This is a genomic window from Bradyrhizobium sp. STM 3557, assembly GCF_045571465.1.
Classification (GTDB): domain Bacteria; phylum Pseudomonadota; class Alphaproteobacteria; order Rhizobiales; family Xanthobacteraceae; genus Bradyrhizobium.
In genome coordinates, this window is the sequence record NZ_CP120697.1 from 5,596,799 (window position 1) to 5,623,045 (window position 26,247).

Sequence of the window (26,247 nt, forward strand, 5' to 3'; positions counted from 1 at the left end):
CACGGGCGAAGCGTTGCGCTACGCAGGTCATGCGCCGACACTAGCCGCGAGCTGTCAGGCATTGCGCCGATTGGTCGCGGCAAGCCGTCATAGAACCGAAATGTTTCCGACTTTGACGCGTCATTTCTGCGTCATTCGTCGCACCTACAAGGCGAAAGCTCCGACAGGGGCCGCTTCTGTCTTTCGGCAGAAGCGCTTCGTCCGCCATCATCAAGAGAACCTCATGCCACGCCACATCAGCAGGGCAACGACTGCCCTTTGCCTGTCGATGCTGCTCGCTGCGAACGGCACGCTGCCGGCCTTCGCCGCGTCGCCGCAGGACGCGCTTGTCACCGCGACTCCGATCAAGCATCTCGTCGTCATCTTCGGCGAGAACGAATCCTTCGATCATTATTTTGGCACTTATCCGAACGCGACCAATCCCCCGGGCGAGCCGGCCTTCACCGCACTTCCGAACACGCCCAGCGTCAACGGCCTGACCCCTGACCTGCTGAACAACAATCCGAACCTGAACGCGGCCAACGGCACCGGCGCGGCCAATCCGTTCCGGCTCGATCGCTCGCAGGCGCACACTGCGAGCATGAACCACGCCTATGGTCCGGAGCAGGCCGCGTTCGACGCGGGCCGCATGGACCTGTTTCCGAAGAACACCGGCGCGGCCGGCACCGGCGGCACCGGTGTGTTCAACACCAAGGGCCTGGTGATGGGCTATTACGACGGCAACACCGTCACCGCGCTGTGGAATTACGCGCAGCATTTCGCGATGAGCGACAATTCCTACAGCACGAATTTCGGTCCGTCGACGCCCGGCGCAGTCAACCTGATTTCAGGCCAGACCAACGGTGCCATCGGCTTTGCCGCCAGCAATGGCAGCAATCCGACGAGCACCATCAACAACATCGTCGCCGACGGCCAGGGCGGCTTCACGATGTATGGTGACAGCGATCCGCACGGCGACATCTGCTCGTCGACGACGAAGCCGACGACCGAGATGACCGGCAAGAATGTCGGCGATCTCCTCAACGCGGCCAACATCACCTGGGGCTGGTTCCAGGGCGGATTCGACCTCACGGCGGTCAATGCCAACGGCACAACAGGCTGTCAGCGCAGCACCTCCTCGCCGACGGTCGGCGGCAACGTCACCGATTACAGCCCGCACCATCAGCCGTTCCAGTATTATGCCTCGACCCGGAACCTGAGCCACACGCGCCCCTTGAACGTCGCTTCGATCGGCACTTCGGCTGATGGCGGCGCCAACCATCAATACGACATCAAGGACTTCGTCGCCGCGGTGCAGGCCGGCAACTTCCCGTCGGTCAGCTTCCTGAAGGCGCCGGCGATTCAGGACGCGCATCCATCCAACTCCGATCCGCTCGACGAGCAGACATTCGTCGTCAATGTGATCAACCTGCTGCAACAGAGCCCGGAATGGAGCAGCACGGCCGTGATCCTGGCCTATGACGACTCCGACGGCTGGTATGACCACGTTCAGCACGTCATCCATCCCTCGATGAGCGCGCAGGATCAGTTCACGGCACCACAGAACTGCACCCCGCTCCCGGGCACGCCCGGCGCGCTGTCGACACCGCTGCCCGGGCTCAACGGCCAGCCGGTGCAAGGCCGCTGCGGCTACGGTCCGCGTCAGCCGCTGCTGGTGATCTCGCCTTACGCGAAGGCGAACTTCGTCGATCATACCCTGACCGATCAGTCGTCGATCCTGCGCTTCATCGAGGACAACTGGCTGAAGGGTCAGCGCATCGGCCAGGGCTCGTTCGATGCGATGGCGGGGACGATCAATAATATGTTCGACTTCTCCCAGACCCCGACCCGCAAGCTGATCCTCGATCCGAACACCGGCCTGCCGAAGAGCTGATCGACTAAGCCTTGCTTGAAACGATGGGGTGGACCTTCTCGTCCGCCCCATCTGCCATCTTTCACTTTGATCTGAACGGACGTCCTCGTGAGACAACTTTGCTCCATTGGCGTGCTGCTGGGTCTGCTCGCATCTCCGGTCGCGGCGGCAGGTCCGGCGCGGTCGTCGGACGCCGTTCCGAGCGGGGCCGACGCCGTCAGTGAACTCTCCGCGGTCGCGCAGCTTGGACGCAAGATGTTCTACGACGCCTCGCTATCGGGCTCCGGCAAGCTGTCCTGCGCCTCCTGTCACAGTCCCGAGGCCGCCTATGGTCCGCCGAACGATCGCGCCGTTCAGCTCGGCGGCGCCGACATGAAGCAGACCGGCTTTCGCGCCGTGCCGTCGCTGCGCTATCTCGAGCACACGCCGAACTTCTCGATCGGGCCAAATCCGGAAATGGCCGATAACGATCCGGTGCCGCTCGATTCGGCCACCCCTCCCGGGGCTGCGACGCCCGCAGCGAACGTCAAAGTCGCTTCGATTGCGAAGGCCACGGCCGACGCCGCAGCGCGCGCAGCCGCGGAAGCGAACGTTCCGCAAGGCGGCCTCGACCACGATGGCCGCGCCAACACCTTCCAGGGCCAGGCGCTTGGACCCCTGCTCGATCCGAACGAGATGGACAACCGCAGCCCCGAGGAGTTGCTAGACCGGCTGAAGCGCGCGCCCTACGCCGATGATCTCAGGAAGCTGTTCGGCGCCGGCATCTTCAACCGGCCGGAGCTTGCGCTCGACGAGGCGTTGTTCGCGCTGGCGCGCTTTCAGGCGGAAGAGCCGAGCTTCCACCCCTATGACAGCAAATATGACGCCTATCTCGCCGGCAAGGCCGAGCTGAGCGCGGCAGAGCAGCGCGGACTGAAGCTGTTCGATGATCCCGAGAAAGGCAATTGCGCCTCCTGCCACCTCGATCGTCCATCGCGTGACGGCCTGTTTCGACCCGCTTTCACGGACTACCAATTCGAGGCGCTCGGCGTGCCGCGCAACCGCGAGCTCACCGCCAATAACGATGCCAACTTCCACGATCTCGGCCTGTGCGGCCCGATGCGCAGGGACTATGAGGGCACGGTGGCCTATTGCGGCTTGTTCAAGACCCCAACACTGCGCAACGTCGCCACACGGAAGGTGTTCTTCCACAATGGCGTGTTTCGCTCGCTCGATCAGGTTTTGCACTTCTATGTCGAGCGCGAGACCGATCCGGCTAAATGGTATCCCAGATTGCCGAACGGCGAGATCGACCGCTACGACGACCTGCCCGCGCAATATCGCGGCAACGTCGACGTCGTCGACGCGCCCTATGATCGCAAGTTCGGCGAGAAGCCGGCGCTCGATGATGCCGAGATCGCCGACATCATCGCCTTCCTTGGCACGCTGACCGACGGTTATCGCCCTGGCGCCTCTACGCCGTAACTGGATGGCTGAGAGCGGCGCGCTGGCCGCGGGCGATCCGCGATGGCCTGCGGCGTCCGGTCTCCCAACATATCGGATCAAGCTGCCTTGGCGCGCTCGGCCAGCCTCTGCACGGTCGTCGCCTGGAAGCTTGGCCGCGCCTCCATCCGCGCGATCCAGGCCAGCAGATTGGGATGCGGCGCGGTCAATGTCGCCCATTCCGGCGTCAGCGACAGGAAGCTTGCCTGCGGCGCCGTGTGCAGGTCGGCCAATGTCAGCGTATCGCCTGTCATGAACGGCTGCTCACCGAGCAGCCGCGCTAGCTCAGCGAAGACGGTGCGGGCCCGCGGCATCGCCGCCTCGATCACGGCCTCGTCGGGCGTGAGCCCCATGAGGCGCGGGCCGACAATGCGCTGGAAGCCGATGACGTTGCCCACGCCCTGGAACAGGTACCAGTCGCTGACGTTCATCACCTGATCCATCCGCGCGGCCTGCCGCGGATCCGCCGGCGTCAGCGCCGGCTGAGGCAGCACGCGGTCGAGATAGCGCAGGATCGCCTGGGTCTCGTAGAGCATGAAGCCGTCGTGCTCCAGCACCGGGACGCGCCCGAACGGATGACGCGCCAGATGCTCCGGCGATTTCGAGCTGCCGGGCGGCAGCGGCGCAAACCGATAGGCTGCGCCCTTCTCCTCCAGAGTCGCCAAGACGGCGCGCCCGAACGGGCTGCCGGGTACGGAATGCACTGTGAATTCCGACATCAGATCCCTCCCTCGCTCTCTATTGGCTGCCTTGTCGGCTTCCCCAGATTGTCTCACGACATGGCATCAGAGGCAATTGCGATCGCTTCTGCTTTGCGCGGCTCGGCCCCCGGGCTTCGATGCTGCAGGCCAGATCGCCAGTCGCTCCGCAGTCGCGGTGGCAACGCGTAGTTTGAATTAGTTCAGTTCCAAGATTGCAAGCTGGAATGGCATCGCGGCGAGCTTCGCTCGCTGCAACCGAACCGTCCATATCTTCTAAATGCCAAGTGATGTGTTGCAGGTGGAATCTGCGATAAGCGTGTTCCCCATGATTTTCGGATTGACCGAAGATCTTTGGGGCTGTTTCAAAGTGCTTTTGAAAGTGGAGACCTGGAGGCTCGCTGCCTGCGCATCGAGCGCTCTCGTACTCGGCGTCTGTCTTGCCGGACCGGCGCTCGCGCAATCCGCAACCGTGCCGCCGGGCCGTGCGCTGGAGCTTCCTTCGATCACGATCGACAGCCCCGCAAAGCGGCGCGCCAAGCAGGTCCGCGCACCGCAAAGCAGCCGAACACAAAGTGCATCGCGCGCGTTTTCCGCTGAGCATCGAGCAGCAACGGCCACGCCGGCCGCCTTAAGCGGCGGCGGCGCCAGAGGCGAGACCGCTTACGGCCATGTCGATGGCTATGTCGCCACCCGCAGCGGCACCGGCACCAAGACGGATGCACTTTTGATCGAAACGCCGATGGCTGTTTCGGTGGTGACGCAGGACCAGATGCGGGCACAGGCCGTCCAGAACATTCCCCAGGCGGTGCGCTACACGTCAGGCGCCAGAGCAGAGACCACCGGTGCCGACGGGCGTTTTGACTATGTTTATGTGCGTGGCTTCCTGGCCGATCTGTATCTCGACGGCATGCGTATGTTCACCACGGGTTTCTCGACCTCCATTATCGATCCCTACAGCCTGGAGCGCCTCGAAGTCCTGCATGGCCCCGCATCGATCCTCTACGGCCAGGCGTCTCCCGGCGGCCTGGTCGAGATGATCAGCAAGCGGCCGACCGAAGATCCCTATCGCGAGATGTTCCTGTCGACCGGCAGCTACGGCCGCGTCCAGGGCGGCGTCGACCTCAGCGGGCCGATCGATAAGGACAAGCAGTTCCTCTACCGTTTGACCGCCCAAGGCTTCGATGTCGGCACTCAGGTCGACGACACAAAATACAAGAGGGTCATGATCGCGCCGTCCTTGACCTGGCGACCCGATAATCAAACGACGATCACGTTTCTCGGCACCCATCAGAACGATCCGAACGCAGGATTCTTCAACCTGCTTCCCAAGAGCGGCATCGGAACGCTGTTCCCGCTGCCTAATGGTCAGTACATTCCGACCAGCTTCTATCCCGGCGTACCAAGTGTCGACCACGAGAGCCGCGAGCGCAGCCAGATCGGCTATCTGGCCGAACACCGGTTCGACAATTTGTTCGCCGTCCGGCAGAATGTCCGCTATACCGACATCACCAACTCAATCACGACGATCTATCCGAACGGCCAGCCCCCGAGAGATCCGAACAGCCTGGCGCGGTCGGCCTTCACTGAAAACGAGCACCTGCGCACATTCCAGATCGACAATCAGCTCGAAGCAAAATTCGCGCTCGGTCCGTTCACGCATACCACGCTGTTCGGCGTCGACTATCAGAACGGCAATTACGGCAATAGGTCCGGCTCCGGATCGGCGCCCGAAATCAGCGTCACCAACCCGAACTACAACACGCCGATTTCGATACCGTTCACATCGACCAATCGGCAGAATTTCGATCAGGTCGGCCTGTATGCCCAAGACGAGATCAAACTCGATCACTGGGTTGCGCTGCTTGACCTGCGCTGGGATCGCGCAACTCAGAACTCGCTGACGCAGTCACTATCGACCGGCGCGACAACGGCGTCGTCCCAGACATCGAACGACGCCCTCACCAAGCGCGGCGCCCTGCTCTACAAGTTCGACAACGGCATCGCGCCCTATATCCAGTACACGGAGTCCTTTCAGCCGCAGATCACCGGCCTCGTGAGAAACGGCAATTCCCTAGTGCCGACCACCGGGCAGCAGGAAGAGGCAGGCATCAAATATCAGCCCGATGCCAAGTTCCTGTACAGCGTCGCCGCGTTCAACCTGCTGCAGCAGCACGTCACGACACCAGACCTTTCCAATCCCCTCTATGTCGTCCAGACCGGTGCAATCCGCTCGCGCGGCATCGAGCTCGAGGGCAAGACCGAAATCAACCGCAGCCTGTCGCTGCTGGCATCCTACACCTATCTCGATCAGGTCATTACCAGGACCAACGTCGCCGGTGCGACCGGACGGCACCCGGTCGGCATGCCGATGCATTCGGCTTCTCTATGGGCGGACTACACGTTCCATGGCGGCCAGCTCGACGGTTTCGGGATCGCCGGCGGCATCCGCTATCTCGGCGATAGCGCCGGCAACACCGCCGGCGCATCGGTTCTCAATGTGCCAGCGGTGACGCTGTTCGACGCCGCCGTGCATTACGACTTCTCGGCGCTCGGTCCGAAGTTCAAGGGCTACTCCCTGCAGGTCAATGCCACGAACCTGTTCGACAAGACCTATGTGACGCTCTGCCAGGACACTGGTTGCTACTACGGCCTGCGGCGCGAGGTGATCGCGACCTTGCGCTATCGATGGTGATTCTCACCGCCGGCCGACGCGTTGGCCCCTGCGCATCGAAGTGGCACCTTGGACGACTTCTAATCGAAATTCGCCAAGGGCCGGCTTATTGACTTGGAGCCGTTGGAATTGCGGCCTCGATGATTGAGGGACGGTGCTGTGACACGAAATTCGTTTCGTCGCTGGTTCTGGGTGCACAAATGGTCGAGCCTCGCCTGCACTGCCTTCCTCCTGCTCATCTGCATCACGGGACTTCCGCTCGTTTTTCAGGACGAGATCGCCGGCTGGCTGGAGGGCGGTCCGGCCTACGCCGCAGTGCCTGAGGGAGCGCCGAGCGTCAGCCTGGACACGATCGCCGGCACCGCGCGCGCAAGGTATCCCGGCGAGATCGTCGGCAACATCTTCATCGACGATGACGAGCCGAAGATCATGGTGGCGCTGGTGCCGTCATGGGCCGCCTTCACGGCCGATCGCAGCTCGGCGCATTGGATCAAGTTCGATGCCCATACCGGACAGGTCATGCGGGAATCGAAAACGTTCGCCGGCGACGGCGCCCGCATCATGGACATCGTGCTCAGCCTGCATCGGGATCTCTTTGCGGGTCTCTCCGGCGAATTGTTCATGGGCCTGATGGCGCTGCTATTCGTGGTCGCAATCGTCTCCGGACTGGTCCTCTGTTCCCCCTTCATGCGCCGGCTCGATTTTGGCACCGTGCGCACAAGGCGTTCGCGGCGGCTGAAATGGCTCGACCTGCACAATCTCACCGGAGTCACCCTGGCCGCCTGGATGGCGGTGATCGGCCTGACCGGCGTCATCAATGAACTGTCCACGCCGCTGTTCAGCCTGTGGCAGATGACCGACGTCAGAGCCCTGCTCGCCCCGTTCCGCGGCAGCACGGTGCCGACGGAAGCCGAATTGAGCTCACCGCAAGCCGCGCTGGACACGGTCAAGGCCGCGATGCCGGACATGATCGCAAGCAGCGTGGTCTTCCCTGGGTCGCCCTTCGGCTCACCCTATCATTACCTGGTCTGGACCAAGGGGCGCGCGCCGCTGACCGCGCGGCTGTTCAGTCCGGCGCTGGTCGATGCGCGCACCGGCAAGCTGACGTCTGTCGTGAACATGCCCTGGTACTTGCGGGCGCTGGAACTGTCACGGCCGCTGCATTTCGGCGACTATGGTGGCATGCCGCTGAAGATCATCTGGGCGCTGCTCGATCTCGTGACCATCCTCGTGCTAGGCAGCGGGCTCTATCTGTGGCTGTCGCGGCGCACCTCCACCGACGAAGCCGACACGGAGCTGCAGAGCAGCAACGCGGTCGGTAACGTCCCAATGACGCCGGCAGCCGCAGAATGACGAAAGCGCGCGCGCATCACAGCTTGAACAGGATCTGGCGCTGGCCGGTCGTCCTGGCAGCGCTGACCACATTCGGCCTGTTGTCCGCATTGCTCGGTCAGGGTGGAATCTGGTGGGGCGTGTCCTGGATCGCGTTGGCGATCCCGCTCATGGTCATCGTGACCTGCATTGGTCGCGCGGGCCACGTCAGCCAATCATCGTGATCCGTTACTCGCTCTTGTCGACGTTCCAGAACACCGGCACGGCTTGGCCTTCCAGCACGCCGGTCAGCGATTTGCGCCAGGCGCTCGGGCTCGTCCACTGTCCGAGCGGAATGTAGATCACCTGATCGTAGGCCTCCTGCTGGATCTCGGTCGAGATCCTCTTGCGGTCTTCAGGTGTCAAGGCGCGGGCATAGGCATCGCGCAGCTGCTCGAGCTTGGGATCGTCCGGCCAGCCGAACTGGCCCTGCTTGCCCTTGGCGCCGAGGAACGTCGAGGCCAGGGGATTGCCGACGTCGGCGATCACCGAATTGGTGAAGAACATATTCCAGCCGCCTTCCTTCGGCGGCTTCTGGCTGGCGCGCCGCGTCACCACCGACTGCCAGTCCGTGGCCTGCAGGTCGACCTTGAAGCCGGCGGCGCGCAGCTGCTGCGCCACGACGATCGGCTGGGGCTTGAGCGTGATCGCATCACCGGGTGCAAGAACGACGACCGGCGTGCCGTCATAGCCCGCCTCTACGAGCAGCTTCTTCGCCTGCTCCAAGCCGTTGCCTTTGACCAGGCTCTCGCTGCCGACATCGGTCTCCAGCGGCGTGCCGCAACCGAAGTAAGCGCCGCAGATCTTGTAGTATTTGGGATTGCCGATCAGCGCGTCGAGCACCTCCTTCTGGTTCATCGCCAGGAACGCCGCGCGCCGCAGCTTCAGATTGTCGAATGGCGGATAGAGGAAGTTCATCCGCCCGAGCGTCTGGTAGCCGAACTTGTTCAGCACGTTCATCGTGATGTCGGGATTCGCCGCCAGGACGGGCTCCATCTCCAGCGGCGGGAATTCCATGAAATCGATCTCGCCCGCCTGCAGCGCGTTCACCGCGGTCTGCGCGTCCGGCATCGTCACCCATTCGACGCGGTCGACCTTCACCACCTTGCCGCCGGCGGTCCAGCTCGGCGGCTCCTTGCGCGGCACATAATCGGTATTCTTGACGTAGACGGCTTTCACACCCGGCTGGAATTCGCTCTTCACGAACTTGAACGGTCCCGAACCGATCTGCTCCGGGATCTGCTGGTCGGGCGGTGTTTCAGCGAGCCGCTTCGGCATCATGAACGGCACATACGAGGATGGCTTGGCGATCGAATCCAGCACGAGGCCGTAAGGCTCCTTCAGCTTCAGCGTGATCGTCTTGGCATCGGGAGCTTCCAGGCTCGCGGTGTACTCCATCAGCTTGATGCCCATCGGATCGCGGGTCGCCCAGCGCTTCAGCGAGGCGACGCAATCCTCCGCGGTGACCGGCGTGCCGTCATGCCACTTCAGGCCGTCGCGCAGCGTGAATGTGTAAGTGAGCTTGTCGTCGGAGGCCTTCCAGTCGGCCATCTGCGGCTGGATCTTGAAATCGGCATCGGTCGCCAGCAGCGTGTCGTAGACCATGTAGCCGTGGTCGCGCGTGATGTAGGCCGGCGTGAAGATCGGGTCGATGACGCGCAAATCCGAATGCATCACCGCGGTGATGGTCTTGCCGGCGGCGACAGCAGGAGAGATCCAGGCCTCCGGCAGCGCGAGCGCTGAAAGCAGCAGGCACGAAGCAAGCGCAGACCACGTCCGCCGCAAATCATGAAACATGCGATCCCCTCTCGACGACTGATGCTCGCGTCCTCTGGGGATCGAGAGTTGCAGCAGATCACAAAACCGTCAATCGACTTTGTTGCAAGCCGCTTCCGCTAAAGCGATCACAGCGCGAACACGCGCTTGCTACACGTGCGGGCGCGCTCGCATTCTGGAACTGGTTGCATTGCGAAAGGTTGTTGTGTGGAAACGGAGCATCGACATGCCGACCGAACGCAAGGACAGCCAGCGCAATGACCGCGCCCACCAGCAGCGGTCTGAATTGAAACTGCCATCGCCGCAGGCAAGGCAGACCGCCCATCCCTTGACCATCGAGGGGCCGGAGGCGGTGCGCGACAGCCACTGCTGAGCGTCAGAAAACCGCGCAACAAAAAAGCGCGACGGAGATCCGTCGCGCTTTCCTTGTGCATGGCTTAGGGCGAACGACGCGTCACTCGCTCTTATCGATGTTCCAGAAGATCGGCGTCGCCGGGCCGTCGAGCAGCCCGTTCAGCGACTTCCGCCAGCCGCTCGGCAACAGATACTGACCGAGCGGGATGTAGAGCACCTGCTCGTAGTTCTCCTTCTGGATCTCGGTCGCGAGCTTCTTCTGCTCATCGGGCGAGGTCGCGCGCGCGTAGGCGTCGCGCAGTTGCTCCATCTTCGCGTCCTCGGCCCAGCCGAACCAGCCGCCGTTCTTGCCGCGCCCGTTGAGCGAGGCATTGACGACCGGATTGACGACGTCCGCGCCGACCCAGTTGGTGAAGAACATGTTCCAGCCGCCCTCTTTCACCGGCTTCTGGCTGGCGCGGCGCGACACCACGGTCTGCCAGTCGGTCGCCTGCAGGTCGACCTTGAAGCCGGCTTCGCGCAGCAACTGCGCGGCGACGATCGGCTGCGCCCGCAGCGTGGTCACATCGCCCGGCGCCATGATGGCGATCGGCGTGCCGTCATAGCCGGACTCGGCAAGCGCCTTCTTGGCTGCTGCCATGCCGTCACCCTTGACCAGCGTCTCGGCGCCGACATCCATCTCCAGCGGCGTGCCGCAGACGAACACCGCACCGCAGACCTTCTGATATTTGGGATTGCCGACCAGCGCGTCGAGGACGTCCTTCTGGTTCAGCGCCAGGAACGCCGCGCGGCGGACCTTCACATTGTCGAACGGCGGCAGCGTGAAGTTCATGCGGCCGAGCGTCTGGTAGCCCAGCTTGTTCAGGACCTCGATCTTGATGTCCGTATTGGCTTCGAGCACCGGCAGCATGTCGTAGGGGAGGTTCTCCATGAAGTCGATGTCACCCGACTGCAGGGCGTTCACCGCCGTCTGCGCATCCGGCATCGTGACCCACTCGACGCGGTCGACCTTCACGACCTTGCCGCCCGAGGTCCAGCTCGGCGGCTCCTTGCGCGGTACGTAGTCGGTGTTCTTCTCGAACACGGCTTTCACGCCGGGCTGAAATTCCGCCTTGACGAATTTGAACGGACCGGACCCGGTCTGGTCGGTAATCGCCTGATCCGCCGGCGTCTCGGCGACGCGCTTGGGCATCATGAACGGCACCACCGACGACGGCTTGCCGATCGTTTCCAGCACGAGGCCGTAGGGCTCCTTCAGCTTCAGCGCAAAGCTCTTGGCATCGATCACGTCGATGCTTGCGGTGAAGTCCATGAGCTTCTGGCCCATGCCGTCGCGCTTGCCCCAGCGCTTCAGCGAGGCGACGCAGTCCTCGGCCGTGACCGGCGTGCCATCATGCCACTTCAGGCCGTCGCGCAGCGTGAACGTGTAGGTCAGCTTGTCGTCGGAGACCTTCCACTCCGCCATCTGCGGCTGGATCTTGAAATTCGCGTCCGTCGCCAGCAGCGTGTCATAGACCATGTAGCCATAGTCGCGCTGGATGTAGGCGGTGGTGATGATCGGGTCGAGCAACCGCAGATCGGAATGCATCACGGCGGTGATGGTCTTGCCCGCGGCCTTCGCCTGCGAGGTCAGCGCGGAAGACAGCGCCAGCACCGAAACGGCAAGGCTCGTGGCGAGCTTAAGGCGTTTCCAGCGCGAAGTTTGGAACATACGGTCTCTCCTGACGTGGTGATGCTCTGGCGTCAAACTGATCAAAGCCCGATGATTCGTTGTGCGTGCCGTTCAATGTGCGTGCAGTTCGATCTCTGTGCGGACTAACACCATGTAACAGCACGGCTTTCGACACTTGCATCACTGGCCCTGCCCGTCAATCCGCTTTTGCCGCATGACCGCTGCGGCGGCTAATGCCGTTAACGGGCGCATAGCTTTCGCTTTACAAAGCATTCGCCAGGCCATCTCGTGCTGTCATTGTTGGCGCGCGACATCTTAACGAGAGCTCTCATGAATCCAGCCAATCTTCCCTTTGACACCGAGGCCATGCTGCAGGGTCTGCGCGGCTGGGTGGAATGCGAAAGCCCGACCTGGGACGCGGCCGCGGTCGAGCGCATGCTGGACCTCGCCGCGCGCGAGATGGCGATCATGGGTGCGACGATCGAGCGCATCGCCGGGCGCCAGGGTTTTGCCGGCTGCGTGCGCGCCCGCTTCCCTCACCCGAAGCAGGGTGAGCCGGGCATCCTGATCGCAGGCCATCTCGATACAGTTCACCCGGTTGGAACACTCGCGAAGCTGCCATGGCGGCGCGAAGGTAACAAATGCTTCGGGCCTGGCATCTTCGACATGAAAGCCGGCAATTACCTGACCCTTGAAGCCATCCGGCAATTGACGAAGGCTTCGGTCGCGACGCCGCTGCCGATCACGGTGCTGTTCACGCCGGATGAGGAAGTCGGCACCCCCTCGACTCGCGACATCATCGAGGCCGAGGCCGCGCGCAACAAATACGTGCTGGTGCCCGAGCCCGGCCGCATCGACAACGGCGTCGTCACAGGCCGCTATGCGATCGCGCGCTTCAATCTCGAGGCGACCGGCCGGCCGAGCCACGCCGGCGCCACGCTCTCCTCGGGGCGTTCCGCGATCCGGGAAATGGCGAGGCAGATCCTCGCCATCGATGCGATGACGACGGAGGATTGTACCTTCTCGGTCGGCATCGTGCATGGCGGCCAATGGGTCAACTGCGTCGCCACCACCTGCACCGGCGAGGCGCTCAGCATGGCCAAGCGCCAGGCCGATCTCGACCACGGTGTCGAGCGCATGCTGGCGTTGTCCGGTACCAGCAATGACGTCACTTTCAAGGTCACGCGCGGCGTGACGCGCCCGGTGTGGGAGCCGGATGCCGGCACCATGGCGCTCTACGAAAAGGCACGCGCGCTTGCCGAGCAGCTCGGCATGAAGCTGCCGCATCAATCCGCCGGGGGCGGTTCCGACGGCAACTTCACCGGCGCGATGGGCATCCCGACGCTCGATGGCCTGGGCGTGCGCGGCGCCGATGCGCACACGCTCAACGAGCACATCGAGGTCGACAGCCTGGTCGAACGCGGCCGCCTGATGGCCGGCCTGCTCGCCACGCTGGCATAACCGGCGCAAAGCCGGTCAACGCGGCTTGCCGCGCGCCGCAAACTCTGCTGTCCTCTTTGGATAAGCAAAGTAACGCGGCGCGCATGGGCTCGTTCAAGACCATCCGGACCAGGGCGGAGAAACGTAAAGGTGGGCGAGAGGCGCTCGAAGCGCTGCTGCCAGCCGTTCCCAATCCGACATCGTTGGCAAAGCTCGCAGATGATCGCGTACTGGCGGAAATGACCAGGCGCGTGTTCTGCGCGGGCTTTGCCTGGAGCGTGATTGAAAGCAAATGGCCTGACTTCGAGGCGGCGTTTCTCGAGTTCCAGCCCGCGCAACTCCTATTCCAGCCAGACGACTATTGGGACGGCCTGGTCCGCGACCCGCGCATCGTCCGCAATGGGCCGAAGATCATGTCGGTGCGTGCGAATGCCGCCTTCATCCAGGATGTCGCAAAGCAGCATGGCAGTTTCGGCAAGTTCCTGGCGAGCTGGCCATCATCCGACGAGATCGGCCTGCTCGATCTGCTAGCCAAGCGCGGCAATCGCCTTGGCGGCAACACTGGACAGATGCTGCTGCGCTTCCTCGGCTTCGATGGTTTCGTGACCTCCAAGGATGTCGTGGCCTGCCTGCGCGAGGCGGGACTCGATATCGCCGAAGAGGTGAAGTCCAAGGGCGATTTGGCCAAGGTTCAGACGCAGTTCAACGCCTGGGCCAAGGAAACCGGCCTTCCCTACACGCATTTGTCCCGTATCTGCGCGCTCTCAATCGGCGAGAGCTATTCGGCTTGATCCGATGGTGCCCAAATCCTCCGTGTCATGGCATGCGCTTTGCACCTGTCCCGGCGTCATTCCAGGAGACCTTGTATCCAATGAGTATCAGTGACATGCAGAAGCATTCACAGCCTCGTGTAACCTCCTCGAGCCCACGCTGAAGGCAGTCACCTCCTGATGATCGGATATCTGCTCCGCCGTCTGCTAGCCACTATTCCCGTGATGGGCGTGGTCGCGCTGTTCGTCTTCCTGTTGCTGCGCCTGACGCCTGGCGATCCCGCCGCGATTCTCGCCGGCGACAACGCCACGGCCGAGCAGCTCGAACGCATTCGCAGCTCGCTCGGTCTCAACCAGCCGATCTACGTGCAGTTCGTCAGCTGGACCAATCAGCTCCTGCACGGTGATCTTGGCGTCTCGCTGATCTCGCACAAGCCGGTGCTGGAGATGATTGGCCAGCGCATCGAGCCGACGTTGTCGGTCGCGATCGCCACCATCATCCTGGCCATCATCGTTGCCGTGCCGCTTGGCGTGCTCGCAGCCTGGAAGCACGGCACCTGGATCGACCGCTTCGTGATGGGCCTGTCGGTGCTCGGCTTCTCGGTGCCAGTGTTCGTGATCGGCTATGTGCTGATCGAGGCATTCGCGATCAATCTGCGCTGGGTCCCGGTGCAGGGCTTCAAGAGCCTCTCCGCAGGCTTCGGTCCATTCTTCGAGCGCATCATCCTGCCGACCTGCACACTCTCCTTCATCTACATCGCACTGATCGCCCGGATGACACGTGCGGCCATGCTGGACGTGCTCGGCGAGGATTTTGTCCGCACCGCGCGCGCCAAGGGCGTCGGCGAGGTCGCGGTGCTGCTACGTCATGCGCTGCGCAATGCCGCCGTGCCGGTCATCACCGTGATCGGCACCGGCTTCGCGCTGCTGATCTCCGGTGTCGTCGTCACCGAAAGCGTGTTCAACCTGCCCGGCATCGGCCGCCTCACCGTGGATGCAGTGCTGGCGCGCGACTATCCGGTGATCCAGGGCATGATCCTGCTCACCTCCTTTATCTACCTCGCGGTCAACCTGGCGATCGATCTCGCCTACTCCCTCCTCGATCCGCGTATCCGCTACTAGAGGCCTGTCATCGATGGCGATCGTCACCCATCCCGAGCCGTCCATCCCGGTCACCTCGCGACTGCGGGTGCGGTTCGGCTTTCTCACCTCGACCCCGATCATCGCGGTCGCGACCGTGTGCCTCGCGCTGATCGTGATCATTTCGGTGGCGGCGCCGCTGCTCGCACCGCATGATCCGCTGCTGCTGGCGCCGGCGCAGCGGCTCAAGCCGTCGAGCGCGCAATTCCTGCTCGGCACGGACGCCTATGGCCGCGACGTGCTGTCACGCGTCGTCTATGGCGGCCGCATCTCGCTTCTGGTCGGCATCGGCGCCGCCATCTTCTCGATCGCGATCGGGCTTTTGATCGGGCTCGTGTCCGGCTTCTTCAAATGGGTCGACGCCGTGATGATGCGCGTGATGGATGGCCTGATGGCGATTCCCGCCATCCTGCTCGCGATCGCCGTGGTCTCGCTCTCGGGCGCGAGCGTCACCACCGTGATGGTGGCGATCACCATTCCCGAGATCCCGCGGGTGGCGCGCCTGGTCCGCTCGGTCGTGCTCTCCGCGCGCGAGGAGCCCTATGTCGAGGCCGCGATCTCGGTCGGCTCCTCGCTGCCCAAGATCATGTGGCGGCATCTCATGCCGAACACGATCGCGCCGCTGATCGTCCAGGGCACCTATGTCTGCGCCTCCGCCATCCTCACGGAGGCGATCCTGTCCTTCCTTGGCGCCGGCATCAGCCCGGAAACGCCGACCTGGGGCAACATCATGGCCGAGGGCCGCTCCTTCTTCCAGGTCAAGCCGTCGCTGATCTTCTGGCCGGGCCTGCTGCTGTCGATCGCGATCCTGTCGATCAACCTGATCGGCGACGCCGCACGCGATGCGCTCGATCCGCGCATGAAGCAGCGGGAGGGCGGGAAGTGATGTCGCTTCTGCCAACCGTCATTGCGAGCGAAGCGAAGCAATCCAGCATCGTTCCACAAAACCAGCCTGGATTGCTTCGTCGCTTCGCTCCTCGCAATAACGGCAGAGAGTTACTGACATGACCGACACCATCCTCGACATCGACAACCTCGTCGTTGCCCTCGGCAAGACCAAGGCGGCAGCCGGGCCGCGCATTATCGACGGCGTCTCGATCAAGGTCGGCAAGGGCGAGACGCTCTGCGTCGTCGGCGAAAGCGGCTCCGGCAAGTCGGTCACCTCGCTGACCACCATGGGCCTGCTACCGAAGAATGCGCTCCAGCCGATCAGTGGCAGCATCAAGCTGGTCGGCGAGGAGCTTTTGACCGCGAGCGACCGCCGGCTGCGGCAACTGCGCGCCACCACCATGGCGATGATCTTCCAGGAGCCGATGACCGCGCTCAACCCGGTCGTGCCGGTCGGCCGCCAGATCGACGAGGTGCTGCGCGCACATACCTCGTTCGACGGCCGCGCCCGCCGCAAGCGCATCCTCGACATGATGGGGCAGGTGCACCTGCCCGATGTCGAGCGCATCTTCCGCTCCTATCCGCATCGCCTGTCCGGCGGCCAGCGCCAGCGCATCATGATCGCAATGGCGCTGGTGCTGGAGCCCAAGCTCCTGATTGCGGACGAGCCGACCACCGCGCTCGATGTCACCACGCAGAAGCAGATCCTGTCGCTGATCCGCGAGCTGCAGCGCGACCACGGCACCGCGGTACTGTTCATCACCCACGACATGGGCGTCGTCGCCGAAATCGCCGATCGCGTTGCGGTGATGCGCCAAGGCCGCCTGGTCGAGACCGGCGCGCTGGATACCATCCTGCGCCAGCCGACGATGGACTATACGCGCAATTTGCTCTCTGCCGTGCCGAGCCTGATCCCTCGCCCGCCGCGGCCTGAGACCACGGAACCGGTGGTGCTCGAAGCCAACGAGCTCGGCAAGGTCTATCGCGAGCGCTCCTTGCTCGGCAAAGCGCGCGAGGTCGTCGCCGCGCAGGACGTCACGCTCACCCTGCGCAAGGGCCGCACGCTCGGCATCGTCGGCGAGAGCGGCTCAGGCAAATCGACTGTGGCGCGTTGCATCGTGCGCCTGATCGATCCGACCTCGGGCGGCGTGCGCCTCGCCGGCCACGAGATCTCGATCCTGTCGCGCCGCTTGCTGCAACCGCACAGGAAGCGCATCCAGATCGTGTTCCAGGACCCCTACCGTTCGCTCAATCCGCGCCTGTCGGTCGGCGAGAGCATCGCGGAAGGTCCGATCAACTACGGCATGCCGCGAACCCAGGCGCTGGCGCGCGCCCGCGAGCTGTTGGAACTGGTCGGATTGCCTGCAGATTCGATCTCGCGCTTTCCGCATCAATTCTCCGGCGGCCAGCGCCAGCGCATCGCGATCGCACGCGCGCTCGCGCTCGATCCGGATGTGCTGGTCGCCGACGAAGCAGTGTCCGCGCTCGACGTCTCCGTGCAGGCACAGGTGCTGGATCTCTTGGACGAAATCCAGCGCCGGCTCGGGATTGCGATCCTCTTCATCACCCATGATTTGCGCGTCGCGGCACAAATCTGTGACGACGTCGTGGTGATGCAGAAGGGCCGCATCGTCGAGCAAGGTCCCGCCGGCGACGTGCTGACGAGTCCGAAGGAGGACTACACCCGCGCGCTGCTCGATGCGGCGCCCGGCCGCAACTGGGACTTCGCCAACTTCCGCCCCGTGGCGGAAGCGGTGGCGTAGTTTCTCCGTCATTGCGAGCCAACGGGTCCGCGCAAAGCGCGGTCCGATGACAGGCTCCGCGACGCAATCCAGAGCCGCACACGGACTCTGGATTGCTTCGTCGCTTGCGCTCCTCGCAATGACGGGAAGCCCATGCAATTCGGCATCGCTCGATTGCTTGCACAGCGCGCGAGGCCCGGTCTAACGTCCGCCGACCTACCACGGCACGAGACCTGACTGAATGACCCGCATCGCAACCGGCGGCTTCCTGCACGAGACCAACACCTTCGCGCCGACCAAGGCCGACTACGACGCCTTCATGCATGGCAGCGGCAGACCCACGATCGCCGACGCCGCCAACGTGCTGACGACGATGCGCAACATCAATGCCGGACAGGCCGGTTTCATCGATGTTGCTGAAGCGAACGGCTGGGAAATAGTGCCGACCATCGCCTGCTATGCGAGCCCGTCGGCTCACGTCACCGAGGACGCGTTCGAGCGGATCGTCGGCATCATGGTCCAGCGCATCGAGGCGGCTGGCAAGCTCGACGGCGTCTATCTCGACCTGCACGGCGCCATGGTGACCGAGCATTACGACGACGGCGAAGGCGAGATCCTGGCGCGCGTGCGCAAGGTGATCGGCCCTGATGTGCCGCTGGTGGCGAGCCTCGATCTGCACGCCAATGTCACGCCGCAGATGATGGATAACGCGGACGCGCTGATCGCCTATCGCAAATATCCGCACACCGACATGGCCGACACCGGCCGCGCGTCGGCCCAGCATATGGCGTTGCTGTTGGCGGGTCAGCGCTTTGTGAAGGCGTTCCGGCAACTGCCGTTCCTGATTCCGATCAGCTGGCAATGCACGAACGACCAGCCGGCCAAGGGCATCTACGAGACGCTTGCGACCTATCAGAATGATGCAGTCCCGACGCTGTCCTTCGCGCCGGGCTTTCCGGCCGCCGACTTCGTCCATTGCGGCCCGAGCGTGTTCGCCTATGGCAAGACGCAAGCCGATGCCGACGCGGCGGCGGATGCGATCGCGGCACTCGTCGCCAGCCATGAGACCGATTTCGCAGGCACGATCTATTCGCCTGACGACGGCGTGCGCCACGCCATGGAGCTGGCGAAGCATGCATCGAAGCCGATCGTGATTGCAGATACTCAGGACAATCCCGGCGCTGGCGGCGATTCCGATACCACCGGCATGCTGCGCGCGCTGGTGCGCAACCGGGCGCAACGCGCCGCAATCGGCATGATCTACGATCCCGACTCTGCGCTGGCCGCGCATGCCGCCGGCAAGGGCGCAACCGTGACCTTGTCGCTCGGCGGCAAGTCGGGCATATCCGGCGACGCGCCGTTTACGGAAAGCTTCCTGCTCGAGGAATTGTCGGACGGCCGCTTCGTCGCACCCGGCCCGTTCTATGGCGGCCGCAAGATGGAGATGGGCCCGTCTGCCGCTCTGCGCATCGGGGATGTCCGCGTCGTCGTTGTCTCGCACAAGGCGCAGCTCGCCGACCAGGCGATGTACCGTTTCGTCGGCATCGAGCCGACCGAGCAGGCGATCCTGGTCAACAAGAGCTCGGTGCACTTCCGTGCCGATTTCGAACCGATCGCTGAAAAGCTCCTGATTTGCGCCGCGCCCGGCGCGATGCCGGCGGACCCAGCCACCCTGCCCTGGACAAGCTTGCGCCCGGGCATCCGGCTGAAGCCGAACGGCCCGGTCTTCGCGCCGTAAGCTTTGCATTACCTCTCAACGGAAACGAGATCCATGCCCACGATCGATCGCATTCAAGGTTTCGCCGACGAGCTCACCGCCATCCGCCGCGACCTGCACGCCCATCCCGAGATCGGATTCGAGGAGGTGCGCACGTCAGGCATCGTCGCGGAGAAGCTCACGCAATGGGGCATCGAGGTGCATCGTGGTCTCGGCGGCACCGGCGTCGTCGGCGTGCTCAAGGGCAAGGGTGGCAACAGCACCAGGAAGATTGGCCTGCGCGCCGATATGGACGCGCTGCCGATGGAGGAGAATACCAACCTGTCGTGGCGCTCGACCATTCCGGGACGTTTCCACGGCTGCGGCCATGACGGCCATACCACCATGCTGCTCGGCACCGCGCGCTACCTCGCCGAGACCCGCGATTTCGACGGCACCGTGCACTTCATCTTCCAGCCGGCCGAGGAAGGCCTCGGTGGCGCACGCGCGATGATCAAGGATGGCCTGTTCAAGAAATTCCCTTGCGACGAGGTCTACGGCCTGCACAATGCGCCTGACCTCGCGCATGGCGAGATCGCCATCCTGCCGGGTCCGGCGATGGCCGGCGCCGATTTCTTCGACATCCGCATCTCCGGCTATGGCGCACATGGCGCGATGCCGGAACGCTCCAAGGACGCCGTGGTGATCGCCACGACGCTCGCGCAATCGATCCAGACCATCGTCAGCCGCAATGTCGATCCGCTGCAGGCTGCGGTCGTCTCCATCACCCAGATCCACGCCGGCTCCGCCTATAACGTGATCCCCGGCGATGCCTGGCTGTGCGGGACTGTCCGCGCCTTCCACGACGGCACGCGCGCATTGATCCGCGAACGCATGCGCACGATCTGCGCCGGTATGGCCGCCGCCTTCAACTGCGAGATCGAGGCCGATATCCGCGACACGTTCAGCGTGCTGGTGAACCAGGAGGAGCAGAGCAAGGTCGTCGAGGAGGTCGCGCGCACGGTGGTCGAGCCATCCAAGGTGATCACGCGCACGACGCCGAAGATGGGCAGCGAGGATTTCGCAGATATGCTGCAGACCATCCCGGGCGCCTATTTCTGGGTCGGCCATGACGGCTCGGTGCCGGTGCACAATCCCGGCTTTGTGCTCGACGACAAGATCCTGCCGATCGGTGCCAGCATGTTCGCCCGTATCATCGAAACCCGGCTCCCCGTAGGCTCCCATGCATAAAGCGGTCTCGCAGGAGATTACTTCGCTGCATGATCTCTCGGCGGTCGATCTGATCGCCGGCTATCGCGCGCGTCAGTTCTCGCCCTCGGAAGTCATGGAGGAGGTGCTGGCGCATGTCGAGGCCTGGGAGCCGCACATCAAGGCGCTCTATCTGCTCGACCCTGATGCGGCGCGCGCGGCCGCCAAGGCGTCCACCGATCGCTGGAGCCAGGACGAGCCGGCCGGCTGCCTCGACGGCGTGCCGGCGACGGTGAAGGACAATATCGCCACCAAGGGCCAGCCGGTGCCGCTGGGCTCGGCCAGCGTCACGCTGACGCCGGCGGCGGCCGACGCGCCGCCCGCGGCGCGACTGCGCGAGGCTGGCGCGATCATCTTCGCCAAGACCACGATGCCGGACTACGGCATGCTGTCGTCGGGCCTGTCGAGCTTCCATCCGCTCAGCCGCAATCCCTGGGACCTCAGGATGAATCCCGGCGGCTCCAGCGCGGGCGCCGGCGCGGCTGCGGCCGCTGGGTATGGACCGCTGCATCTCGGCACCGATATTGGCGGCTCGGTGCGGTTGCCGGCCGCGTGGTGCGGCCTGGTGGGCCTCAAGCCAAGCTTCGGCCGCGTTCCCATCGATCCGCCCTATGTCGGCCGCGTCGCGGGACCGATGACACGCATCGTCGATGACGCCGCGCTGATGATGGGCGTGCTGTCGAAGCCCGATCGGCGCGACGGCACCAGCCTGCCGCCGAGCGACCTGAACTGGAAGGTGGTCGAAAAGTCGCCGCGCAAGCTGCGCATCGGCCTGATGCTCGATCTCGACGTCGGCCAGCCATTGGAAGCGCCGGTGCGCGAGGTCGTGCAGCGGGCCGCGAAAGCCTTCGAATCCGCTGGCGCCGTGGTCACCGAGATCAAGGGCTTCCTGACCCGCGAGATGCTCGACGGGCTCGACAACTTTTGGCGCGCACGGCTGTGGGACGATCTGTCGAAGCTGTCGCCCGAGGTTCGCGCTAGGACCCTGCCCTACATCCTCAAATGGGCCGAACGCGGCGCCAGCTTATCCGGCGTCGACGTCATCAGGGGCTTCAACGTCACCATGGCGCTGCGCGCCGCTGCAGCGAAGCTGTTCCACGATCTGGACTATGTGATCTCGCCGACCTCGCCGGGCGTGAAATTCCCGGCCGAGTTCGCCGGGCCCACCAACGATCCGGACCGGCCGCTCGAGCACATCACCTACACGGTGCCGTGGAACATGGCCGACAATCCGGCCATCTCGATCAATGGCGGCTATGACGCCGACGGCTTTCCGATCGGCGTGCAGATCGTCGGCCGCCGCTTCGACGATCTCGGCGTGCTCGGCCTCGCCAAGGCGTTCGAAGGGCTGCGCGGCGAGCAGCGGCCGTGGCCGAGCGTGCCGGCAAACTGACGACGCCTGTTGCTCCGTCGTCATGCGCGGGCTCGACCCGCGCATCCATCTTCTCATATGAATCCATCTCAAGACGATGGATGGCCGGGTCAAGCCCGGCCATGACAAGACAACAATCGGAAAAATCGAGGAAACACACCCATGGCCTACGAGACCATTCTCTACGACGTCGCGGACCAGATCCTCACCATCACGCTGAACCGGGCGGACAAGCTCAACGCCTTCACCGCAACCATGCAGCGCGAATTGATCGACGCCTTCGATCGTGCGGACAGGGATGACGGCGTCCGCGCCATCATCGTCACCGGCGCGGGCCGGGCGTTCTGCGCCGGTGCCGATCTCTCCTCCGGCGCCGACACATTCGATCGCGACGCCCGTCGTGGCCCGGTCAGGCGCCACGCCGACGGCCGCGTCGACTATTCCGATCCGCAGGTGCGCGACGGCGGCGGCCAGGTCACCTTGCGCATCTTCAAATCGCTGAAGCCCGTGATCGCGGCGGTGAACGGCCCTGCGGTCGGCATCGGCGTCACCATGCAGCTGGCGATGGACATTCGCATCGCCTCGGAGGCGGCGCGCTTCGGCTTCGTGTTTTCCCAGCGCGGCATCGTGCCGGAAGCGGCGTCCAGCTGGTTCCTACCGCGCCTGGTCGGCATCTCGCAGGCGCTGGAATGGTGCTACACAGGCCGCGTGTTCCCGGCGCAGGAGGCGCTGGCCGGCCGCCTCGTCAGCCGCGTCGTGCCGGCGGACGAACTGCTGACCACTGCGCAGGCGCTGGCGCGCGAGATCGCCGAGAAGACCGCGCCAGTCTCGATCGCACTGATCCGGCAGATGATGTGGCGCATGCTGGGCGCCGACGATCCGATGGAGGCGCACAAGATCGACAGCCGCGGCATCTACGCCCGCGGCCGCTCCGATGACGTCAAGGAAGGCGTCACGGCCTTCCTGGAGAAGCGCCCGGCGCAGTTCAGGAACACGGTCTCATCCGACATGCCAGACTATTTCCCGTGGTGGGACGAGCGGGACTATAAGTAGTTCGCCGCCGTCATTGCGAGCCAGCGGGTCCGCGCGGATGCGCGGCCCGATGACAGGCTCCGCGAAGCAATCCAGGACAGTAGCGGAAGTCTGGATGCTTCGTCGCTACGCTCCTTGCAATGACGGCGCTAACTCATCACCAGCGCCACACGCCCGACGGCCTTGCGCTCGATCAGGAGCCGCATTGCTTGAGCGACATGCTCCAGCGGCAGGCGGTGCGAGACGTGCGGCCGGACTTTGCCTTGCTCCGCCCAGGCCGCCAGCGCCGCCATGCGCGCTTTGCCCAGCGCCGGGTCTTTTCGCACCGCCTCGCCGGCGCGCACACCGAGCACGCTTGCGCCCTTCATCAGGATCAGATTGGTGCGCGCCAGCCCAACGCCGCCGGTGAAGCCGATCACCAGGAGACGCGCACCGAACGCGATGCAGCGCACGCTGTTCTCGAACACCTCGCCGCCAACAGGGTCGAACACCACGTCGACGCCGCGGCCATCGGTGATGCGCTTGACCGCGTCGCGAAACGGTTCGCGCGGATACAGAACGAGGTGGTCGGCGCCGCGCGCCTGCGCGATCGCAAGCTTCTCCTCCGACGACGCCGCCGCGACCACGGTGGCTCCCAGCAGCTTGCCGATCTCGACCGCCGCCAGGCCCACACCACCGCCGGCGCCATGCACCAGCAAGGTCTCGCCCGCTTTCAACTGACCGCGATCGACCAGCGCGTGATAGGCGGTGCCGTGCGCGGCGAGGAACGTCGCACCCTCGATATAGCCGAACGTGCTGGGCAACTGCGTCAGTTGCGACGGCGTCACCACCGCCTCGTCGGTGAAGGCGCCATGGCGCATCCTGGCGATCACCTTGTCGCCGACCGCGATATCGCTCACGTCACGGCCGACCTCGGCCACATCGCCCGCAGCTTCCATCCCAGGCGTGAACGGCAGCTCCGGCTTGAGCTGATACTCGCCGGCCACCATGAGAATATCGGGGAAGTTGATGCCGGCGGCACGAACTGCAACACGCACCTCGCCCGCCGCCAGCGCGCGCGACTCGAAGCGCTCCAGCCGCAGGCGCTCGGGCGGTCCGAGTTCGCGACAGACGACCGCGCGCGGCATCAGGCGGCCTTCTTCTTGCGCGCCAATGCTTCGCGCAGCAGCGGCAGGCGATCGTTCCCGAAATACATATCAGTGGCGTCGAGGAAGATGGTCGGCGAGCCGAAGCCGCCGCGCTTCATCACCTCGTCGGTGTTGGCCTTGAGCTGATCCTTGATTGCCTGCTGGCCGATGCCGGCAAAGAACGCCTGCGCGTCGACGCCGACACGTTTGCAGAGCTCGGCAAGCACAGCGTCCTGCGAAATGTCCTGGTCCTCGCCCCAATAGATCTCGAACACCGTGCGCGCGAACGGCAGCATGGCTTTCGGATATTCTTTACCGAGGAAAATGCAGCCGCGCATCGCCTTGACGCTGTTCACCGGGAATACGCTTGGCGGCATCTTGATCTTCAGTCCAGCCGAGCGTGCCCAGTCGCCGAGATCCTTCAGCATATAGGCCGCCTTCAGCGGCACCGGCGCTTCGCGCTGGGCGTAGACGGATGGATTGACCGTGTTGAAGATGCCGCCGACCAGGATCGGACGCCAGACGATCTCCTCGCCGAATTCCGCGGCCAGCGGCTGGATGTTGTGAAAGGCGAGATAGGTCCAGGGGCTGGAGCAGTCGAAGAAGAATTCGATCATGGCGTTTCCCGTTGATGTTCTTCGTTCGGTGTAGCTCCATCATTGCGAGGAGCGTCAGCGACGAAGCAATCCAGAAATGGCGCTCAGGAAATAGACTGGATTTCTTCGCTTTGCTCGCAATGACGGCGGATCGAGCCCTGTCCTCTCCTCGGAGGACGACCTCGTGGCTCTGTACCTGGACCATAAGACATGGCACAGAAGCGCTCAACTGCAACTGCTCAAGAACCGACCGGGAGGCTTTCATGCTGTTTCCATCGACCATTGCAGGCTCCCTGCCGAAGCCCGAATGGCTGGCCGAGCCGAACACGCTGTGGGCGCCCTGGAAATCGAAGGGCGATGAGCTCGCGCGCGCCAAGCGCGATGCCACCATCCTGGCGCTGAAGCTGCAGGAGGACAGCGGCATCGACATCGCCACCGAGGGCGAGCAGTCGCGCCAGCATTTCGTGCACGGCTTCCTCGAGCGCGTCGAGGGCATCGATTTCGCGCACAAGGTCGAGATGGGCATCCGCAAGGATCGCTACAAGGCGATGGTGCCGCAGGTGGTGGCGCCGCTCGCGCTAAAGGGCCGGGTGCATGCTGAGGAGGCGCGCGTCGCCCGCACCCATACCGGGCTGAAGCTGAAGTTCACGCTGCCCGGTCCGATGACCATCATCGACACCATTTCCGACAACTACTACGGCGACCGCGTCAAGATGGCGTTCGCCTTTGCCGAACTGTTGAACCAGGAGGCCAAGGCCCTGCACGCCGATGGCGTCGATATCATCCAGTTCGACGAGCCCGCCTTCAACGTCTACATGGATGAGGTGCGCGACTGGGGCATAAGAGCGCTGGAGCGCGCCGCCGAAGGCCTGACCTGCCCGACCGCCGTCCATATCTGCTACGGCTATGGCATCAAGGCCAACACCGATTGGAAGGAAACGCTGGGCAGGGAGTGGCGGCAGTATGAGGAGACTTTCCCTGCCATCGACGCCAGCACGATCCAGCAGGTCGCGGTCGAATGCCGCAATTCCAAGGTGCCGCTGGAGCTGCTCGGGCTGCTCAAGACCAAGGTGGTGCAGGCCGGCGTGATCGACGTCGCCAGCGACACGGTCGAGAGCGCGGAAGACGTCTGCAAGGTGATCGAGGACGTCATGGAGTACGTCCCGAAGGAGAACATCGTCGCCACCACCAATTGCGGCATGGCGCCGATGCGGCGCGAGGTCGCCGAAGCCAAGCTGATGGCGCTCGGCGCCGGCGCCAAGCTGGCGCGGCAGAGGTTTGCGTGATCTCACCGAA

General features: G+C 64.1%; 21 protein-coding genes. 16 read left to right on the forward strand and 5 right to left on the reverse strand.

The features are described from left to right. Window positions 1-223: 223 nt before the first annotated feature. Both P6U24_RS25845 and P6U24_RS25850 read left to right on the forward strand, forming a co-directional pair. Entirely contained in the window at window positions 224-1,873 is a 1,650-nt protein-coding gene (locus P6U24_RS25845; RefSeq protein ID WP_407155285.1) for a phospholipase C, read from the forward strand. 87 nt (window positions 1,874-1,960) lie between these two features. Continuing rightward, window positions 1,961-3,316 (forward strand): cytochrome-c peroxidase, encoded by a 1,356-nt coding sequence (locus tag P6U24_RS25850; RefSeq protein ID WP_407155286.1) that lies wholly within the window; start codon window positions 1,961-1,963, stop codon window positions 3,314-3,316. Window positions 3,317-3,393: 77 nt separating this feature from the next. Here P6U24_RS25850 and P6U24_RS25855 read toward each other — a convergent pair whose 3' ends face one another. Beyond that, a complete protein-coding gene (locus tag P6U24_RS25855; RefSeq protein ID WP_407155287.1) occupies window positions 3,394-4,053 on the reverse strand; it encodes a glutathione S-transferase family protein in 660 nt (219 codons plus the stop codon). 319 nt (window positions 4,054-4,372) lie between these two features. Here P6U24_RS25855 and P6U24_RS25860 point away from each other — a divergent pair, with 319 nt between their 5' ends. From P6U24_RS25860 to P6U24_RS25870, 3 genes are all read left to right on the forward strand, one after another. Further along, window positions 4,373-6,727 carry a TonB-dependent siderophore receptor gene (locus P6U24_RS25860; protein ID WP_407155288.1) on the forward strand — a complete coding sequence of 785 codons (2,355 nt, stop codon included), beginning with the start codon at window positions 4,373-4,375 and terminating at the stop codon, window positions 6,725-6,727. 138 nt (window positions 6,728-6,865) lie between these two features. Then, window positions 6,866-8,059 carry a PepSY-associated TM helix domain-containing protein gene (locus P6U24_RS25865; protein WP_407155289.1) on the forward strand — a complete coding sequence of 398 codons (1,194 nt, stop codon included), beginning with the start codon at window positions 6,866-6,868 and terminating at the stop codon, window positions 8,057-8,059. Then, complete coding sequence (locus tag P6U24_RS25870) at window positions 8,056-8,262, forward strand: hypothetical protein (protein WP_407155290.1); 207 nt, start codon at window positions 8,056-8,058, stop codon at window positions 8,260-8,262. The genes P6U24_RS25865 and P6U24_RS25870 overlap by 4 nt, the downstream gene beginning before the upstream one ends. Before the next feature lie 4 nt (window positions 8,263-8,266). Here P6U24_RS25870 and P6U24_RS25875 read toward each other — a convergent pair whose 3' ends face one another. Then, window positions 8,267-9,874: an ABC transporter substrate-binding protein gene (locus tag P6U24_RS25875; RefSeq protein WP_407155291.1), complete on the reverse strand. Its 1,608-nt coding sequence runs from the start codon at window positions 9,872-9,874 to the stop codon at window positions 8,267-8,269. Between the two features lie 205 nt (window positions 9,875-10,079). Between P6U24_RS25875 and P6U24_RS25880 the strand changes: the two genes are divergently transcribed. Then, window positions 10,080-10,226 (forward strand): hypothetical protein, encoded by a 147-nt coding sequence (locus P6U24_RS25880; protein WP_407155292.1) that lies wholly within the window; start codon window positions 10,080-10,082, stop codon window positions 10,224-10,226. An 81-nt stretch (window positions 10,227-10,307) separates the two neighbouring features. Here the strand turns inward: P6U24_RS25880 and P6U24_RS25885 are convergent, their stop codons facing one another. Further along, entirely contained in the window at window positions 10,308-11,918 is a 1,611-nt protein-coding gene (locus P6U24_RS25885; RefSeq protein ID WP_407155293.1) for an ABC transporter substrate-binding protein, read from the reverse strand. A gap of 291 nt (window positions 11,919-12,209) precedes the next feature. Here P6U24_RS25885 and P6U24_RS25890 point away from each other — a divergent pair, with 291 nt between their 5' ends. From P6U24_RS25890 to P6U24_RS25930, 9 genes are all read left to right on the forward strand, one after another. Then, entirely contained in the window at window positions 12,210-13,340 is a 1,131-nt protein-coding gene (locus P6U24_RS25890) for a M20/M25/M40 family metallo-hydrolase (RefSeq protein ID WP_407155294.1), read from the forward strand. A gap of 83 nt (window positions 13,341-13,423) precedes the next feature. After that, window positions 13,424-14,110 (forward strand): DNA-3-methyladenine glycosylase I, encoded by a 687-nt coding sequence (locus P6U24_RS25895; protein ID WP_407155295.1) that lies wholly within the window; start codon window positions 13,424-13,426, stop codon window positions 14,108-14,110. A 159-nt stretch (window positions 14,111-14,269) separates the two neighbouring features. After that, the gene (locus tag P6U24_RS25900) at window positions 14,270-15,211 is read left to right on the forward strand and encodes an ABC transporter permease (RefSeq protein ID WP_407155296.1); all 942 of its coding nucleotides are present in this window, start codon (window positions 14,270-14,272) and stop codon (window positions 15,209-15,211) included. A 13-nt stretch (window positions 15,212-15,224) separates the two neighbouring features. Continuing rightward, on the forward strand, window positions 15,225-16,115 hold the full coding sequence (locus P6U24_RS25905; RefSeq protein ID WP_407155297.1) for an ABC transporter permease: 891 nt from the start codon (window positions 15,225-15,227) through the stop codon (window positions 16,113-16,115). 118 nt (window positions 16,116-16,233) lie between these two features. After that, window positions 16,234-17,880 carry an ABC transporter ATP-binding protein gene (locus tag P6U24_RS25910; protein ID WP_407155298.1) on the forward strand — a complete coding sequence of 549 codons (1,647 nt, stop codon included), beginning with the start codon at window positions 16,234-16,236 and terminating at the stop codon, window positions 17,878-17,880. Between the two features lie 220 nt (window positions 17,881-18,100). Beyond that, the gene (locus P6U24_RS25915; protein ID WP_407155299.1) at window positions 18,101-19,597 is read left to right on the forward strand and encodes a M81 family metallopeptidase; all 1,497 of its coding nucleotides are present in this window, start codon (window positions 18,101-18,103) and stop codon (window positions 19,595-19,597) included. A gap of 33 nt (window positions 19,598-19,630) precedes the next feature. Next, window positions 19,631-20,806 carry a M20 aminoacylase family protein gene (locus P6U24_RS25920; RefSeq protein ID WP_407155300.1) on the forward strand — a complete coding sequence of 392 codons (1,176 nt, stop codon included), beginning with the start codon at window positions 19,631-19,633 and terminating at the stop codon, window positions 20,804-20,806. Continuing rightward, the gene (locus P6U24_RS25925; RefSeq protein ID WP_407155301.1) at window positions 20,799-22,217 is read left to right on the forward strand and encodes an amidase; all 1,419 of its coding nucleotides are present in this window, start codon (window positions 20,799-20,801) and stop codon (window positions 22,215-22,217) included. Before P6U24_RS25920 ends, P6U24_RS25925 begins: the two co-directional genes overlap by 8 nt. A gap of 141 nt (window positions 22,218-22,358) precedes the next feature. After that, window positions 22,359-23,249, forward strand: a complete 891-nt coding sequence (locus tag P6U24_RS25930; protein ID WP_407155302.1) for a crotonase/enoyl-CoA hydratase family protein — start codon at window positions 22,359-22,361, stop codon at window positions 23,247-23,249. Between the two features lie 128 nt (window positions 23,250-23,377). Here the strand turns inward: P6U24_RS25930 and P6U24_RS25935 are convergent, their stop codons facing one another. Then, window positions 23,378-24,355 (reverse strand): NADPH:quinone oxidoreductase family protein, encoded by a 978-nt coding sequence (locus P6U24_RS25935; RefSeq protein WP_407155303.1) that lies wholly within the window; start codon window positions 24,353-24,355, stop codon window positions 23,378-23,380. Next, on the reverse strand, window positions 24,355-24,972 hold the full coding sequence (locus P6U24_RS25940) for a 2-hydroxychromene-2-carboxylate isomerase (RefSeq protein ID WP_407155304.1): 618 nt from the start codon (window positions 24,970-24,972) through the stop codon (window positions 24,355-24,357). The genes P6U24_RS25935 and P6U24_RS25940 overlap by 1 nt, the downstream gene beginning before the upstream one ends. Window positions 24,973-25,214: 242 nt before the next feature. On the opposite strand from P6U24_RS25940, the gene P6U24_RS25945 reads away from it, so the two are divergent. Next, a complete protein-coding gene (locus tag P6U24_RS25945; protein ID WP_407155305.1) occupies window positions 25,215-26,237 on the forward strand; it encodes a methionine synthase in 1,023 nt (340 codons plus the stop codon). The last annotated feature ends 10 nt before the right edge of the window (window positions 26,238-26,247 follow it).

Coding starts and splice junctions, on each gene's coding strand:
- P6U24_RS25845 (WP_407155285.1), top strand. CDS start 224: ATGCCACGCCACATCAGCAGGGCAACGACTGCCCTTTGCCTGTCGATG.
- P6U24_RS25855 (WP_407155287.1), bottom strand. CDS start 4,053: ATGTCGGAATTCACAGTGCATTCCGTACCCGGCAGCCCGTTCGGGCGC.
- P6U24_RS25870 (WP_407155290.1), top strand. CDS start 8,056: ATGACGAAAGCGCGCGCGCATCACAGCTTGAACAGGATCTGGCGCTGG.
- P6U24_RS25875 (WP_407155291.1), bottom strand. CDS start 9,874: ATGTTTCATGATTTGCGGCGGACGTGGTCTGCGCTTGCTTCGTGCCTG.
- P6U24_RS25880 (WP_407155292.1), top strand. CDS start 10,080: ATGCCGACCGAACGCAAGGACAGCCAGCGCAATGACCGCGCCCACCAG.
- P6U24_RS25885 (WP_407155293.1), bottom strand. CDS start 11,918: ATGTTCCAAACTTCGCGCTGGAAACGCCTTAAGCTCGCCACGAGCCTT.
- P6U24_RS25890 (WP_407155294.1), top strand. CDS start 12,210: ATGAATCCAGCCAATCTTCCCTTTGACACCGAGGCCATGCTGCAGGGT.
- P6U24_RS25895 (WP_407155295.1), top strand. CDS start 13,424: ATGGGCTCGTTCAAGACCATCCGGACCAGGGCGGAGAAACGTAAAGGT.
- P6U24_RS25900 (WP_407155296.1), top strand. CDS start 14,270: ATGATCGGATATCTGCTCCGCCGTCTGCTAGCCACTATTCCCGTGATG.
- P6U24_RS25905 (WP_407155297.1), top strand. CDS start 15,225: ATGGCGATCGTCACCCATCCCGAGCCGTCCATCCCGGTCACCTCGCGA.
- P6U24_RS25910 (WP_407155298.1), top strand. CDS start 16,234: ATGACCGACACCATCCTCGACATCGACAACCTCGTCGTTGCCCTCGGC.
- P6U24_RS25915 (WP_407155299.1), top strand. CDS start 18,101: ATGACCCGCATCGCAACCGGCGGCTTCCTGCACGAGACCAACACCTTC.
- P6U24_RS25920 (WP_407155300.1), top strand. CDS start 19,631: ATGCCCACGATCGATCGCATTCAAGGTTTCGCCGACGAGCTCACCGCC.
- P6U24_RS25925 (WP_407155301.1), top strand. CDS start 20,799: ATGCATAAAGCGGTCTCGCAGGAGATTACTTCGCTGCATGATCTCTCG.
- P6U24_RS25930 (WP_407155302.1), top strand. CDS start 22,359: ATGGCCTACGAGACCATTCTCTACGACGTCGCGGACCAGATCCTCACC.
- P6U24_RS25935 (WP_407155303.1), bottom strand. CDS start 24,355: ATGCCGCGCGCGGTCGTCTGTCGCGAACTCGGACCGCCCGAGCGCCTG.
- P6U24_RS25940 (WP_407155304.1), bottom strand. CDS start 24,972: ATGATCGAATTCTTCTTCGACTGCTCCAGCCCCTGGACCTATCTCGCC.
- P6U24_RS25945 (WP_407155305.1), top strand. CDS start 25,215: ATGCTGTTTCCATCGACCATTGCAGGCTCCCTGCCGAAGCCCGAATGG.